Origin of the sequence: Kitasatospora cystarginea, assembly GCF_039533515.1 — a bacterium.
In the GTDB taxonomy this organism is placed as follows: Bacteria; Actinomycetota; Actinomycetes; order Streptomycetales; family Streptomycetaceae; genus Kitasatospora; species Kitasatospora cystarginea.
On the sequence record NZ_BAAATR010000033.1, the window covers coordinates 60,255 to 74,879 of the forward strand.

Consider the following 14,625-nt stretch of genomic DNA (forward strand, 5'->3'; position numbering starts at 1 on the left):
CGGTCGGAGGCCAGGCGGCTGCGGTCGAACGAAGTCTGCATCCTCTCCTCCTTGCGCCTGCGCGGGCTCAGAGGCTCTCGGCGCTCTCGCGGGGGCCTGGCAGTGGGTGGAATCGTCGGCGGTTGCAACGCAGCCGTCCCGCCCCGGGGGTGGCGATGTTCAGAGTCCTCTGTCCGATCGGAACGAGATCCACCTCGGGCCGGTCTGCCGGGTCTGACGAGGGACTCTTGATCGATGGTTCGTGGTGGTACGCAGGCATGGACCGGATCCTCCGGGAGGACCGCGATTGGGCGCGGCCGTCGAATGACAGTACGTTCGACCGGCGTCGTCATCCACGCAGACGTCGACTCCGCCGACGGCGTCGGACGTGCTCACCACCCCTGCGAAGTCCACCATCGCGAAGTGGTCGACGAGTATCCCGGTGAGCAGCTGGACCGCGGCCACCGTGCAGCCGGAGCACCCACCACGCCCGCGCAGCGCCGTCAGCCGGTCAGGCCGTCGGGCGCGGCCGCCAGTGCCGCCTGGACGGCGGCCACCAGCCGGCGGGCGGACTCGGCGGTGAGCTCCACCGCGACCCGTGCCGAGGGCCCCTTGGCGGGGTCGGCGAAGTCGATGTTCAGGGTGTGCTCGGCCATGGCGTGCACGGGATGGTCGAAGTACACCGTCACGTCGGAGACGTGGAACCAGGGGCCGCCGGGCCCCTTGGCGCTGCCGTCGACCTCGTCCCTGACTGTGGCGTAGGTGCACATGGGCTCAGCCTCCCAGGTGCCGGCGGAAGAAGGCGCTGATCCGTTCCCAACCGTCGTTGGCCGCGGCCACGTTGTAGGAGGGGCGGTCCACCGCGAAGAAGGCGTGGCCCGCACCCTGGTAGCTGTGGAACTCGAAGTCCTTGCCGTGGGCGGTCAGAATCCGCTCCAGCTCCGCGACCTGCTCCGGACCGGGGAACGTGTCCTCGGTGCCGAACAGGCCGAGCAACGGTGTGCGCAGCTGCGGCAGTTGGTCGACCAGGTTGGTCACCTGCAGCGGAAAGCCCTCGGGTGGGGTGCCGGTGACGAACGCTCCGTAGCAGTCCACCGCGGCGTTCAGGTCCAGGTTGCAGGCCGCCAGCACCGCCTGCCGCCCGCCCGAGCAGTAACCGATCACCCCGACGCGGCGGTTTGAGCTCGGCAGCGCTTGCAGGATCGCGGCGGCGCCGGCCACGTCCCCGAGCAGTCGCTCGTCCGGGACTCCGCCCGCGGCCCGGGCGACGGCGGCCGCGTCGTCGGGTGCGGCTCCGGGGGCCTCGCGGAAGTACAGGTTCGGGCAGACCGCGTCATGGCCCAGCTCCGCGAAGCGGCGGACGATCTCCTTGGTCGCCCGGTCGTAGCCGGGCATGTGGTGGATGACCACGACGCCACCGCGTCGCTGATCACCGTCCGGGCGGGCCAGATACGCCTCGATCTCGTCACCGCCGTGACCGGTGATCCTGACGGTCTCGGCACTCAGGGAATCGTTCATGCCGCCAGCTATACCGCGCAGGGCCCACCTCCGTCCGGACCGGCGCGCTGCCGAACGGGCACCGGGGCGGGACGGGAGGGGTGCTGCACAGCCGCGGGGAGCGCCAGCATCTAGCCGGGTGTCCGGGTCGTCGGCCGCTGCCCCACCCGGTTCGGGCCGGCGGGTCGCCGAGGAGTGGCGGAGCGGCCGGGCCGGGCGCACACTGGGACGTGGAGCTGATCAGCACTGTCATCACAGACACGCGGGCGAAGCCCGGCCGAGGCAGTTCCTGCGTAAAGGCGCCGTAGAAACGAACGGGCTCCGTGTCGACGGAGGCCCGGGCCGCTGACAGCGGCGGATCGACGGATCCGAACACATTGCTCCGCTGTGGCGGAGCACCCCCGAGGCCCGGCTGTCACCGGGCCTCCCCCGTGCCCGGACGCGGGGTGACCGGCCCGCCGACGCCGGCCTCGCCCGGTTGGCCCTGCCCGCCTTTCGGTCTCGGCCGACGGCCGTTCCGGATGACCCGGACGGGTGAATCGTCGGCTGGGCCCGCCTCGGCCATGACCTCGGGCCCGCCACGCCGTTGAGCTGGCGCGACAACCACCCCGTTTGGGAGATCCGTTATGCGCCAACTCGCCGACGCCGTCACCACCGCAGGGATCATCACTGCCGTAGTCGCGGCGGTGTTCCTGCTCCTGCTGATCGGCGGGCTCGCCCGTACCGCCGCCCGCGCCGAGCGGATCGCCGCCGCACACCGTGCGGAACGCGCCCGCGAGCCCGGCAGCGCGCATCCGACCCCGGAGGACGGCGAGGCGGGCTGAACGTCGCAGCCGGGCGCGCCGACGCGTCACCCCCGCCCGCGGAGGCGATCAGTCCCGTCCGGGCAGGCGCCCCGGCTCCTCGTGGGGCGCGGTGCAGCCGTCCGGGAGGCCGCCGGATACCGGGGCAGGACCGGCCGGTCCGGTTATCAGGACGCCGACGGCTTCGGCGAGCTTGGTCAGGGGCTGCCGCTGCTCGCGCCGCACACTGCGGTCCTCGCCGCCGTGTCCGGCCGTCGCGCCGAGCGCGCGGGTGGCCGCGGCCTCCTTCCGGAGCCGCTCGACCTCAGCCTCCAGTGCTTCCAGGCGTGCTCGCAGGTCATGTGTCTCGCTCATGTGATCCATTGTCCAGGTCGGCTCCACCGGTACCGATCCATGAGGCTTCGCCGCCCTCACGGCTGGGACCCGTCGAGCCTTTGACAGGCGCTCAGGACGGGCGTACCTGGGAGTGCCAGCACGGGCCCGGACGCACGGGCCCGGCCGCGCGGGGCTGGTCGGCTACCCGAAGAGCGCGGGCGGCGCACGCCCACTCCCGCCCGCCCCTGAACTCCGCGGCGCGAACATCGAGTTCACACCGCGAAAAGGGAGTCGTCCCAGCGCTATTGGAAGTCGGCTATCCGGGTATCAGCAATCCGGACGAGGTAGGCGCCTGGGTCGAATCCACCGACAATCTGTTCTGTTTCCGCACGAGTTACCGAGCGAATCACCACCGGGGCAGTGGCGTTCACCGCTCCCTGCTCCCGACTTCAACGCGGCGCACCGCATAGCAGACCGGATCTCACCAGCCGGGCCACCGCGTTGGACAACAGCCCCGCCGCCCCGGCGGCGAGGTCTTCGACAGTTCCGACGACCTACCTGTTCTTCCGGTACGGATTCCTGCCGGTGGCCACGGCAGGACTTCTGCACCGATCGAGCACAGTGCACCTCCCCCGATCCCGTGCCGCACCTCCCCGCCGGGCCGTGACGCCAGGCCCGCCGGGCCGTGCCGGATTACCGGAAGACGGTCAACTCATCGGCGAGCAGCCGGAACCGACGATCGCCATCCCCCGATCCCCGAGCCCCAGGAGCAGTGAACATGGGCATCTACGGCCAGGACTGGTCGAGCTACCAGCCCGCCACCCCGGACACCAGCGGCCTCGCTTTCGCCTTCATCAAGGTGACCGAGGGTCTGACGTACACCAGCCCCGTGTGGACGGCGCAGCGGGACCACGCCCGTGCCGCCGGCCTCGTGCTCGGCTACTACCACTACCCCCACATGGCCAATCCGGTGCCGGCGGAGGCGACCCGCTTCCTCTCCACGGCCCAGCCGCAGGCCGGTGAGCTGGTCGTGCTGGACTGGGAGGGGTACGACAGCGCCAACTCCTCGGTGCCGAAGCCGGACCAGCTCGCGTACAAGGAGGCGTGGCTCCGGTACGTCAAGCAGCGGCTGCCGCACAATCCGGTCGGCATGTACTGCAACAAGGACTACTGGCAGCACGTCGACACCACCAGCTACTTCGCCGACTTCCTCTGGATAGCCACCTCCGGCCGGCCGGCCGGACAGCCCGGCATCCAGGCCGCCTGGCTCTTCCACCAGTACTCGGACTCCGGCGGCGTGGACCAGGACTACTGCCACCTGGACAGCGCGGACGCGCTGCGCGCCTGGGCCGCATCGTTCCAGCCCACCCCGACGCCGGACCCCGGGCCGGCATGGCCGGGCGAGTACCTGCACCTGCAATCCCCGATGCAGCACGACGCCAGTGTGCGGATCTGGCAGCAGCGGATGGCCGATCGCGGCTGGCGCATCGCCGTCGACGGCTGGTACGGACCCGCTTCGGCGGCGGTCTGCCGTCAGTTCCAGAGCGAGAAGGGGCTCCAGGTCGACGGCATCGTCGGCCCGGCGACCTGGGACTGCGCCTTCCGCACCGACAACGTCACCTGACCGGCGCCGCCCGAACCGGGCGCACGGGCTGTGAACGCGCCCCCGCACCCACCCTTGGCCCGCTTCCGCGGCACCGCGGAAACGGGCCTCTCCATGCCGCAGCCACGCTCTCGACCGCCAATAAGCCGACCTTTCAAGTCGACCAAAAACCGCTTTGTGACCTTCATATCCATTCCCAATTGGCGATTTGATCTACGAATCCCAACATGTGAGACTGGGTCAGTCGGGCAGTTACCGAAAGGTAACTCGCTGCGCACATCGCCGTGCTGACACCCCGTTCGAGCGAGGGGCAGCCGATCGCCGTAACCGGGGATCACGCGGAGCGCAGTTCGAGCCGAGCGCCCGGCAAACGGCCCCGGGGATGACCGGCGGGCCTTCCGTTCCTACAGGAAGCATTGAAACGCGATGCGAAACCGTGGCGCCGACATGGCGATGCTGCGAACCGAGATCGAGGAACTCTGGGAGCGGCGGGACGAGATCCCGCTGCACTCCGCGGAGGTGGTCGCCGCCGTCGACGCGGCGATCGATCTGCTGGACACCGGCCGGGCGCGGGTTGCCGAGCTCGTGGACGGCGAGGTCGTGGTGCACGAGTGGCTGAAGTCCGCGATCCTCCTGCTGTACAAGCAGGCCAAGCCCGTGGAGACGCAGTTCGGCCCGTTCGAGTGCGCCGACAAGATCCCGCTGAAGTCCGGAACAAGCGGCTCCGGTGTCCAGGTGTCGCCGGGTGCCGTGATCCGGCGCGGCAGCTACCAGGAGCCCGGAGTCGTCGTGATGCCGAGTCACATCGGCATCGGCTCCTACGTCGGCGAAGGCACGCTGGTGGACTCGTGGGTCGGCATCGGCTCCTGCGCCCAGATCGGCAGGAACGTCCACCTGTCCGGCGGGGTCGGGCTGGGCGGCATGATCGAACCGCCCATGGCCAAGCCGGTCGTGATCGAGGACGACGCCTTCATCGGCGCCCGGTCGATGATCTACAGCGGCGCCCGGGTCGGCGAGGGCGCGCTGCTGGGCGCCGGAGCGCTGCTGACCGACACGATCCCCGTCATCGACGCCGCCACCGGGGAGGAGCTCAGCCGGGGCGTCGTCCCGCCGTGGACGGTCGCGGTTCCCGCCAGCCGTCCGCGCGAGTTCACCGGCGGCACGTTCGGCCTGCCCTGCCTTCTGGTGATCAAGCACCTGAAGAAGGGCGAGCGCCACGACAAGGCCAAGCTCAACGACGTGGTGCGCACCCAGCCGCCGGTGCTCTGACCGCCGCACCGTCCGCCTCCCGTCACCAGCCGATCCTTCGAGGAGTCATCTCCCTTGTCCGCCAACGGAATCGTTCCGGTACTCAACCGCCACCCCGAGCTCAGGGACCTGGCGTCCCGGCTCACGGCCTTCCTGGACATCCATCTGCCCCAGCCGCTCTGCGAAGACGACCCGCGGCCCGACTGGCTCGCCCTGCGGAAGCTGGCCTGCGACGCCGGACTGACCGGCATCGACCTCGCTCCGCCGGACGGGCCGGGTGCGGCCGGACGGGTGGCCCAGGGGGTGGCCATGTTCCTCGCCGGCCGGCGGGACTGCGACGCCCGCGAGGTCTTCAGCACCGGCCATGCCGCCATGGCCCTGAACTACGGGTCGCCCGAGCTCGTCCGGCACACCCGTGAACAGGTGGTCAGCCGGGGGAAGCTGGCGGGCGTCGCGTCCAGCGAGCCGCAGTCGGGATCGGACCTGCGCGGCTTCACCACCCTCCTCGTCGACCACGGCGACCACTTCGTGCTGTCGGGTACCAAGGGTCTGATCAGCAGGGTCGAGGAGGCCTACGGCTTCGTCGTCTTCTGCAAGCTCGTCGGCCGGGAGGAGGCCGGCACGGTCGACCTCCGTGAGGTGCCGCTGTCGGCGGTGTGGGTACCGGCCGACACCAAGGGCGTCCTGACCGAGACCACCGACCCGCTGGGTATGCGGGGATGGAGCTTCGGGCACCTGCACTTCGTCGACGCCCGGCTGGACAAGGACCTCCTGCTCGGGGCCACCGGCGACGGACGCCGGATCTTCGACGCCCACTTCTCCGCCTGGCGGCTGATGATGTCGCTGGTCTGCCTCGGCACCGCGTCGGCGGCGATCGAGGAGTCGGCTGCCCGCACCCGGCGGCGCAGCGTGGGCCGGATGCCGCTGGCCGCCATCCCCTCCGTCGCCGCGCGGATGGGCACGGCCGCCGCCGAGGTCGAGGCCGCCACCTCCTGGTGCTTCTCGCTGCTGGAGCGCATCGACCAGGGTGACATCGACGCCGCCGCCTGCTCGGCCGCCAAGGCACTGGCCACCGACGTCGCCTACCGTGCCGTGGACCTCGCCCTCCAACTGCACGGCAGTGAGGGGTACACCCGGCACACGCCGATGGAGAAGCGGCTGCGGGACATCCGCGGGCTGCGCATCGCCGACGGTCCCAACGACACGCTCTACAGCGTGCTGGCCCACTCCCTGCTGACCGGCGCTCCGCAGGCCGAGAGCCCGCAGGCCGAGGACGTCCGGCTCCTCGCCCGTCACTGACGGCCAGCCGAGCCCGCGATCGGCCCCGGGTCGTCGAACGCCCTCGAAGGGCACCACGCCCCGACGGCCCGGGCCGACCGCCAACTCCCGTACCGGAACCGCCAGGTGACGGCGACAGCCGCACCGCGCCGACAAGGAATCACCCATGCCCACCGCCACTCGCCCCTTGCTCACCGAAGTGGAGCAGATCCTCGCCGACCTGGACTCCTGTCCCGATCGGGAGGCCCTTGCCCACCGAGGGCGCACCGTCACCGCCGGTGAACTGCGCGACCTCACCTACCGCATGGCCCGGGCCATGCGCGCCCAGGGCATCGACCGCGGCCACACCGTCACCCTGCTGACCGGGAACCTGCCCGAGGCCATCGCCGCGCGCTACGCGGCCAACCTCGTCGGCTGCCGGGTGAACCAGCTCTACAACCGGCTGTCGGCCGACACCCAGGCCGTCATGGTCCGCGACGTCGAGACCCATGCGCTGATCGTCGATCCCCGGCACGCCGACCGGGCCGCGGAGCTCACCGGCCTGGTCCCGGTCGAGAGCGTCCTGGTGCTGGGCCCAGCGAGCGTGGGCAAGGACCTGCTGGCGCTGGCGGCCGACCAGCCGGCCGACACCTTCCCCTGCCGGGCCCGGCCGCAGGACATCCGCTCCATCCGGCACTCCGGCGGTACCACCGGCCACTCCAAGGGGATCTGCGTCAGCTACGGCCAGGTCCGCCCGTTCGGGCCGGAGTTGTCCGGCAGCCCCGAGGAGCCGCTCCGGCTGCTGGTGTGCACCACCATCGCGCACGCCGCCGGACAGATGACCGACAAGGTCCTGCGGGCTGGCGGCAGTGCGGTACTACTGGACGGGTTCGAACCGGCCGCCGTACTCGAGGCGATCGAACGCGAGCGCATCACCGACCTGTTCCTGATGCCCCCGCTGATCTACCAGCTGACCGACCATCCGCGGTCCGAGCACACCGACACCTCCAGTCTGCGCCGGCTCAGCTACGGCGGCTGCCAGGCGTCGCCGGCCCGGATCACCGACGCGCTGCGGCGGTTCGGACCGGTGCTGGTCCAGCTCTACGGACAGCACGAGGCGGGCATCATCAGCGTCCTCGCCGCCGAGGACCACGATCCGAGCCGGCCGGAGCGCCTGCGGTCCGTCGGCAGGCCGGCACCCGGCTACCGGGTGGCGATCCGTGACGAGTCCGGCCGGGACCTTCCCCCCGGTGAGCACGGCGAGATCTGCGTGCACTCCGACACCCTGATGCAGGGCTACTGGAAGCAGCCCGAGCTGACCGCCTCGGTCCTCAGGGACGGCTGGCTGCACAGCGGCGACATCGGGTTCCTGGACGACGAGGGCTACCTGACCATCGTCGACCGGTTGAAGGACCTGATCAACACGGGTGGCGGCCACGTGTACACCTCCGAACTGGAGGACCTTCTCAACTCCCACCCCCTGGTGCGGCAGAGCGCCGTGTTCGGAGTCCCGGACGCGGACCGGGTGGAGCGGGTGCACGCCGTCGTCGTGCCGGTACCGGGCAACCGGATCGACCCGGACGAGTTGTGCGCGATGGTCCGCGAGCGGCGTGGTGCGACGCACGAGCCGTACCGCGTCACCTTCGCCGAGGCGCTGCCGCTGACCGACGCCGGCAAGCCGGACAAGAAGCTGCTGCGGGCGGCGGCGGAGCGGCTCCGGGAGACCGCCGGGGAGTAGCGCCCGCGCTCGCGGCCGGTTCGTCCCGCACCGCTCCCGCCTTCCCGGGATCCGCCACGCCGTGCCCGTGGGAGTCGGCCGGCGCCCGTGGGCGCGGCATGTCATCACACGTTGGTCAGCGGGAGCAGCCCGCGTTCGCCGAAGACCTTCTTGGCCACGAGCGTGGCGTTGATCGCCCGCGGCATGCCGCAGTACACGGCCGAGTGCAGCAGCGCCTCGGTGATCTCCGTCGGAGCCAGGCCGACGTTCAGCGCGGCGTTGATGTGCACATCCAGCTCGATCTCGCAGCCGCCGAGTGCCGCCAGCACGCCGAGGGTAACCAACTGGCGCTCCCGGGGCTGGAGTTCAGGCCGGGCGTACATGTCTCCGAACGCCCACGCGACGACCTGGTGGCCCAGCTCGGGCGAGGTGTCGGCGAGCGTGTCGACGACCCGTCGGCCGGCCTCGCCGTCGACCTGCTCCAGCACCTTCAGGCCGTGTGCGTAGCGCTCTTCACGAGTCATGGTGTCCCTCCCGGGTCCGTGGGTCGAGCGGCTTCTCCGCTCGCCCGTGTGGTGACCATCGTGGCCCGGCGGCCGGCCGTTCTGCCCACGAGGCATCGTGATCTATGCTTTCCATGCTCTGGAGGTATGGATGGATCTGCGCATACTCGGCTACCTCATCGCGATCACCGAGGAAGGGAGCATCAGCGCGGCAGCCCGCCGCCTGCATCTCACCCAGCCGACCCTGACCCGCCAACTACGCGACCTCGAACGGCGGTTGGGGGTGGTGCTGTTCACCCGAGAGGGGCGTGGTCTGACTCCCACGTCGGCGGGCCGGGTCCTGGCCCAGCGCGCCCGCACGGTGCTGGCCGAGGCGCAGGCCGCGCTCGACGACGTCCAGCTGGCGGCGCAGGGCCTGACGGGCCGACTGACCGTCACCTTCGCCGGCTCCGGCATCAACGGACCCCTGGGCGAGGCGCTGGGGCGCCTCCGCCGGGAACTACCGCGCGTCGATCTCCGCCTGGAGGAGAGCTTCAACGACGCCGAGATGTCCGACGGCGTACTCGACGGCCGCTACGACATCGCCGTCCAGCGCCTACCACGGCGCGACAGCCGGCTGGCGACGGCCGCCTGGTGGCGGGAGCCGCTGACCCTCTTCATGCCCGCCGCCCATCCACTGGCCCACGCGGCCGGCCCGGCGCCCCTCGACTCACTGGGCCGGATCCCGCTCGTGCTCTGGCCGCGCGAGGTCTCGCCCCACTCCTACGACGAGATCATCGCCCTGTGCCGGCAGGCCGGGGTCACCCCCAGGATCGGGGCGGAGGGCAGGAGCGTCCAGACCCTGCTCGCCCTGGTCGCGGCCGGGTTCGGCGCAGCCGTGCTCACCGACTCGCACCGCGCGCTGCGCCGGGTCAAAGTCGCGGCCCGGCCGCTGGCCGACACCTCCACCACCCTCTACCTGGTCTGGCGTGCGGAGGACGACAGCCCGCTCCTCGAACGCTTCCGCACGATCCTCTCCGACAGCGGCCGAGCCGACCCTCCGACCCAACCGCCCTCCGCGGCACCTTGACGACCATGGTGGACTCCGGTCGACCGGTCCGCCCGGGCGGCACCGCGTCCTACGGCGCGCCGAACCACCGGACGAGCGCGGCCGCGAGTGCTTCCCCGCTCGCCGCCGGGTCGTCCGAGAGATCACTCGCCCAGGCGGTGAAGCCGTCCGGACGCACGAGCAGCCCCCGCAGCTGGGGCCGGTCCGGGCACGCCGCGGTGACGGTGTCGACCCTGCCGTCGTACTTCCCGGCCGATGCCCGGAGGGCGTCGTCCTCGATGAGGTCGAACAGCACGGCCCGGCCGCCGTGGAGATGGTCGGCGAGCCTGCTGCCGTCGGCCAGCAGGAGGTCCGGCGCGCTTCGGCCGACCAACGGATGGTCCCCGGGAAGCCCGTAGCCCTGCCATACGCCGGAGATCTGCTTGACGACATAGGTGGTCCCGGCGACCGTCCCGGTGAGGTCGGTGACGACCCCGCGCAGGGCCCGGATGTGCGGGGACGGCCGCATCAACGCGACCTGCGCCCTGGTCCAGTCGAGGACCCAGGCCCCGATGGGATGCCGTTCCGCCGTGTACGAGTCGAGCAGCTGCTCGGACGCCCGGCCGCCGACCACCGCGGCGAGCTTCCAGCCGAGGTTCATCGCGTCGCCGATGCCCAGGTTCAGTCCCTGACCGCCGAACGGCGAGTGCACATGGGCGGCGTCGCCCGCCAGCAGCACCCGGCCCCGGCGGTACTCGGTCGCCTGGCGGGCGTTGTCAGTGAACCGCGTCGCGGTCCGCACTCCGGTGATCGTGACGTCCACGCCCGAGACGCGGCGCAGGCTCCGCTGCAGTTCCTCGGCGGTGACCGGCGCGTCCCGGTCGGCGGGCGGCCCGTCGAACTCGACGGTCAGGATGCGGCCGGGGATCGGGCCGTGCACGTAGACGCCGGTGTCCGTCCAGTTCCACCCCGGGATCAGCGCTTCGGCGCCCGTCATCTCGACCACCGCCTGATGGCCCGTGATCTGCGGATCGGTGCCCGGGAAGGCGAAGCCGGCGAGCCGGCGGACCGTGCTGCGGCCGCCGTCACACCCCACCAGCCAGCCGGCCCGGATGCTCTCGCGGCGCCGCTCACCGTCCTCCGCCGCGTCGACGGTGTGGACCGTCACTCCTTCGGCGTCCTCGTCGAAGCCGGTGACCTCGACCCCGCGCCGCAGTTCGACACCGAGCTTCGCCGCATGCTCACCGAGGATGCGCTCGACCTCCTGCTGCGGCACCATGGTGACTCCGGCGACGGCGGGCCCGAGGTCGGCGAAGTCGGGCTCCGCCGGGTCTATCCGATCGGCGCTCAGCATGATCCCGGCGAAGTGTCCCGCGACCTTGTGAGGCGAGCGTTCGGGTCGGCTCTTCCCCTGGTTCCGCTCTCCGAACGCCTTGAACTGCTCCAGCGTCCGCTGCTGTGACTCGGTCAGCGCGGGCAGCAGCCCGCGCCGGTAGAAGGCTTCGGCGGTCGGGGTGTTGATCCCGCCCGCCTTGATCGTCGGATCGACCGACGATCGGCGCTCGAGAACCACCACACGTGCCCCACCCAGCGTCAACTCGCCGGCGAGCATCAGTCCTACCGGACCGCCCCCGGCCACCACCACGTCGTAGTCCAGGCCCCTGCCTGTGCTCGGCTTCATGCGAATGACTATAGTCACTAAAACTTTATGGCCACTACACTTTTCTCCATGCCAGCTGGAACTGCCGCCGGAGGCGGCCACACCGAGCTCACCCTGCGCGAGCGCAAGAAGCGGGAGACCCGGAAGCGGATCTCCGATGCGGCGACGCCCCTGATCGCCGTGCGCGGCTTCGACAACGTCACGGTCACCGAGATCGCCGAGGCCGCCGGTGTGTCCGCGATGACGGTCTTCAACCACTTCCCCCGCAAGGAGGATCTCTTCCTCGACCGCATCCCCGAGGCCGTGGAGCTGTTCTCGTCCGCCGTCCTGAACCGCCCGGACGACGAGACGCCGCTCGCCGCGCTACGCCGGCTGGCACTCGAACTACTGGATCAGCGAAGCCCGCTGGCCGGAGTCGGTGACACCTTTCCGCCCTTCTGGCGGGTCGTGATCGGGTCACCCGCACTGCGGGCGCGGGCCCGCGAGGGCGTCGAGGAGATCGAACACGCGCTGGAGGAGGCGATCCGCCGGACCACCGGCCCAGGCGAGGCCGATCCGGCCATCACGGCGGCCCTCACCGTCGCCGCCTACCGGAGCGTCTACCTCACCACGGCCCGGCGCCTGCTCGCCGGTGAGCGGGCGGACGACCTGGCGGAGGAGCACCGCCTCCGAGTGCACCAGGCGTTCGACGCCGTGGAACGCGGGCTGCTCGCCCCCTGAGCAACCACCGCCCACTGCCCGGGGCGGCCCCGCACCCGGCCGTACGGGGCCGCCACCCCGTACGGCCGGCCACACTCCGATCTCACCCCAGGTGGGCTCGCCGAAGAGGCCGCCCGGCTTGGACGTACCCAACTGGCTTGATTCTCCGTCGTGATGACGCGATATCAGGACATAGCGTTCCCTCCGTACCCCTACTTTCGGAGGTTCGCCATGCGAAGGCGCATCATCACCGGCGCGCTTGCCGCCGCCTGTCTGGTCGTACCGTTCCAAGCCCAGGCGATGGCCCAACCAGCGTCGATCCGGCCGCAGTTAGCGGCCGCACTCTGGGACAAGTGCGAAGCCGCGCTGGACTCACCGCACGAATCGCACACCAATCCGGACGTCATCAACGTCCACGCCGACATCAAGGGCTGCAAGCAGAAGATGCCCGAGTACTCGATCTCTGTCACCCTCTACAAGGACGGCAGCCAGGTCGCGCACGACACCGGGTCCGGCAAGAACAAGTTCAAGGCGCGCGTCGTGGCCAACTGGCCGCCGCCGAAGGGGCAGTGCCACGACTACTCGGCCAGCGCGACGTTCACGATCACCGCTGAGGGGAAAGCGCACACCACTACGGTGACCAACCACAGCCAGGGCAAGATCTGTATCAAGTAAGGGCGTACCGTGACTCGGCCGGCCGGAGTGCGGCCCGGCCGTCCGCGTCCACCGTCGAGGCGAGCAGCATGAACCGATACACCGTCTTCCTCGCGGTCACCGACCGCACCTCCCGGCCCGATCCGGCCTTCGCTCTCACGGCACTCGCCGTGGACGCCGAACGCCTCGGCGAGGCCGAGGAACGCGCGGCGTCCGCGCTCGCCGATTTGGCACCCGACTCCGCCTGGCTCGACCTGGCACCGTCCGTCCGACGGGAGACGGTGGCCCGAGTGCGCTCCGTGCCCCATCACGCGGTGGACCACACCGAGCACGACCGCCTCCCCGCGTGCTCCGCATCCCCCCTGCGCGACTGCCTTCGGAGCCTGGCCGTCGACAGTGCCTTCGCCGAGGTGGCCGCGCACCCGCACACCGTCTATCTCACCGGCGGGTACCCGATCGGGGCGCTGTCGGCAGCTCCTCTCGTCGCCGACGCCCAGGCCGTGCATCCCGATGCCGAGACGAGTTACCCGGGGCTCGCCCGCCTCGTCACCCTGCTCGCGACGGCCGCGGCACCCTCGGTCGACGCCGCCGTCCCCGACGAGGAGGACCTGTACGACGCCTTCGACCGGTACACCCTCGGCGGCCTGGGCTGAACGCCCGCACCGCAGCAGTCCAGCCCAGCCGGTCACGCCGCCGCGGCTGCCCGATGCCGGCGGAGGCCGTAAGAGGAGCTGAATCCCCGTGCGGTCCGGCGCAGGTTCCCGGAGCACGCCGCCGCGTGCCCTCGGGCACCGCGGTCCCGGTGTACGCCGGGCAGCCGCACCCTCCGGCAGCCGGGCCGGCCGCCGTCTCGGCGCCCGTATCGGACCCCCTGCGCACGGCGCGGCCGGGGGCGGCCCCACCCGCCCCCGGCCCTGCCTTCCGTCCCGGGCGGCCCCCACAGCCGGCCGGGCGGCCCCGCGCCCCCACAGCGCGGGAGTGTTGCGGCCGAAGTGGCCGTCATGTCGGTGGTGAAGGACGTCGCTCCCGGTCGCGGTCGTACCGCGGCACCCGGCGACCGCCAGTACGAGCGGCGGGTGCGCCGGGCCCGTGACGGGCTCCGAGGTCCCCAGCTGGACGGGTGCGCTACAGCTGCGGCACGAGCGGCCGGTCAGCCGTACCGTCCTGTCGGCTCGACGGTGCTCGGTCTTCTGCTGCCACGTTCGGACATGAGAGGCTCCCTCTCCAGTGGTCGGAAGTCGGGCCGTGAGCCGTCTCGCTCGCCGCCCGCCTGGGAATATCCTCGGGTATCCGGGACACCCCGACCAGGGACCGTCGGCCCCACTCCCCGGTGCCACCGGTCCCGTCTCCGAGGCGCCGAGAGTCCCAACCGACGCCTGCTCCCGGGAGGTGCGCCGCAGCGGTACGACCGACCCAGGTGTACGGCCATCCCATCAGACGAGAGCAGCCGAAATCCGACACCGCACCACCACCGCCACCGCCTGTGCCGGTAACCGCGCCGCCGCCGGAGCCGAGCTCGGTACGACTGTTGCCAGTGCGGCACCGATTCGTCACCGCACCGCCTGTCAACGCGACTTCCGGACATCGGGTCACACGAACCGACTACAGCACCGGACACACCCGGACGGAACTTCTCGGGCCCGGGCACCGGGCCTCCGTCTCC

At 71.4% G+C, this 14,625-nt stretch carries 15 protein-coding genes; 9 read left to right on the forward strand and 6 right to left on the reverse strand.

Features of this window, described 5'->3' with window-relative positions; genetic code table 11:
- Positions 1–159: 159 nt before the first annotated feature.
- Genes ABD369_RS41275 through ABD369_RS29220 form a run of 3 tightly spaced genes read right to left on the reverse strand, consistent with a single transcriptional unit; the run spans position 160 to position 1,497 of the window.
- Entirely contained in the window at positions 160–486 is a 327-nt protein-coding gene (locus ABD369_RS41275) for an LCP family glycopolymer transferase (RefSeq protein WP_425557808.1), read from the reverse strand.
- Positions 483–749, reverse strand: coding sequence for a DUF6295 family protein (locus ABD369_RS29215; RefSeq protein WP_344639563.1), 267 nt, complete (start codon positions 747–749; stop codon positions 483–485). The genes ABD369_RS41275 and ABD369_RS29215 overlap by 4 nt, the downstream gene beginning before the upstream one ends.
- Before the next feature lie 4 nt (positions 750–753).
- Positions 754–1,497, reverse strand: a complete 744-nt coding sequence (locus ABD369_RS29220; RefSeq protein WP_344639564.1) for a dienelactone hydrolase family protein — start codon at positions 1,495–1,497, stop codon at positions 754–756.
- A gap of 605 nt (positions 1,498–2,102) precedes the next feature.
- Here ABD369_RS29220 and ABD369_RS29225 point away from each other — a divergent pair.
- Positions 2,103–2,300 (forward strand): hypothetical protein, encoded by a 198-nt coding sequence (locus tag ABD369_RS29225; protein ID WP_344639565.1) that lies wholly within the window; start codon positions 2,103–2,105, stop codon positions 2,298–2,300.
- Positions 2,301–2,348: 48 nt separating this feature from the next.
- Here the strand turns inward: ABD369_RS29225 and ABD369_RS29230 are convergent, their stop codons facing one another.
- Entirely contained in the window at positions 2,349–2,633 is a 285-nt protein-coding gene (locus ABD369_RS29230) for a hypothetical protein (RefSeq protein ID WP_344639566.1), read from the reverse strand.
- Positions 2,634–3,372: 739 nt separating this feature from the next.
- Here ABD369_RS29230 and ABD369_RS29235 point away from each other — a divergent pair.
- The 4 genes from ABD369_RS29235 (at position 3,373) to ABD369_RS29250 (ending at position 8,440) form a co-directional block, all read left to right on the forward strand.
- Positions 3,373–4,218, forward strand: coding sequence for a GH25 family lysozyme (locus tag ABD369_RS29235; RefSeq protein ID WP_344639567.1), 846 nt, complete (start codon positions 3,373–3,375; stop codon positions 4,216–4,218).
- A 405-nt stretch (positions 4,219–4,623) separates the two neighbouring features.
- The gene (locus tag ABD369_RS29240) at positions 4,624–5,466 is read left to right on the forward strand and encodes a 2,3,4,5-tetrahydropyridine-2,6-dicarboxylate N-succinyltransferase (RefSeq protein WP_344639568.1); all 843 of its coding nucleotides are present in this window, start codon (positions 4,624–4,626) and stop codon (positions 5,464–5,466) included.
- 54 nt (positions 5,467–5,520) lie between these two features.
- A complete protein-coding gene (locus tag ABD369_RS29245; protein ID WP_344639569.1) occupies positions 5,521–6,744 on the forward strand; it encodes an acyl-CoA dehydrogenase family protein in 1,224 nt (407 codons plus the stop codon).
- 145 nt (positions 6,745–6,889) lie between these two features.
- Entirely contained in the window at positions 6,890–8,440 is a 1,551-nt protein-coding gene (locus ABD369_RS29250; RefSeq protein ID WP_344639570.1) for an AMP-binding protein, read from the forward strand.
- 104 nt (positions 8,441–8,544) lie between these two features.
- On the opposite strand, the gene ABD369_RS29255 is transcribed toward ABD369_RS29250, so the two are convergent.
- Positions 8,545–8,943, reverse strand: a complete 399-nt coding sequence (locus ABD369_RS29255) for a carboxymuconolactone decarboxylase family protein (protein ID WP_344639571.1) — start codon at positions 8,941–8,943, stop codon at positions 8,545–8,547.
- 130 nt (positions 8,944–9,073) lie between these two features.
- Between ABD369_RS29255 and ABD369_RS29260 the strand changes: the two genes are divergently transcribed.
- Positions 9,074–9,991 (forward strand): LysR family transcriptional regulator, encoded by a 918-nt coding sequence (locus ABD369_RS29260; protein ID WP_344639572.1) that lies wholly within the window; start codon positions 9,074–9,076, stop codon positions 9,989–9,991.
- Between the two features lie 49 nt (positions 9,992–10,040).
- Here ABD369_RS29260 and ABD369_RS29265 read toward each other — a convergent pair whose 3' ends face one another.
- The gene (locus ABD369_RS29265) at positions 10,041–11,630 is read right to left on the reverse strand and encodes an FAD-dependent oxidoreductase (RefSeq protein WP_344639573.1); all 1,590 of its coding nucleotides are present in this window, start codon (positions 11,628–11,630) and stop codon (positions 10,041–10,043) included.
- A 48-nt stretch (positions 11,631–11,678) separates the two neighbouring features.
- On the opposite strand from ABD369_RS29265, the gene ABD369_RS29270 reads away from it, so the two are divergent.
- From ABD369_RS29270 to ABD369_RS29280, 3 genes are all read left to right on the forward strand, one after another.
- Positions 11,679–12,329, forward strand: coding sequence for a TetR/AcrR family transcriptional regulator (locus ABD369_RS29270; RefSeq protein WP_344639574.1), 651 nt, complete (start codon positions 11,679–11,681; stop codon positions 12,327–12,329).
- Positions 12,330–12,539: 210 nt separating this feature from the next.
- Positions 12,540–12,983: a hypothetical protein gene (locus ABD369_RS29275; protein WP_344639575.1), complete on the forward strand. Its 444-nt coding sequence runs from the start codon at positions 12,540–12,542 to the stop codon at positions 12,981–12,983.
- 68 nt (positions 12,984–13,051) lie between these two features.
- The gene (locus ABD369_RS29280) at positions 13,052–13,615 is read left to right on the forward strand and encodes a hypothetical protein (RefSeq protein ID WP_344639576.1); all 564 of its coding nucleotides are present in this window, start codon (positions 13,052–13,054) and stop codon (positions 13,613–13,615) included.
- Positions 13,616–14,625: the final 1,010 nt, after the last annotated feature.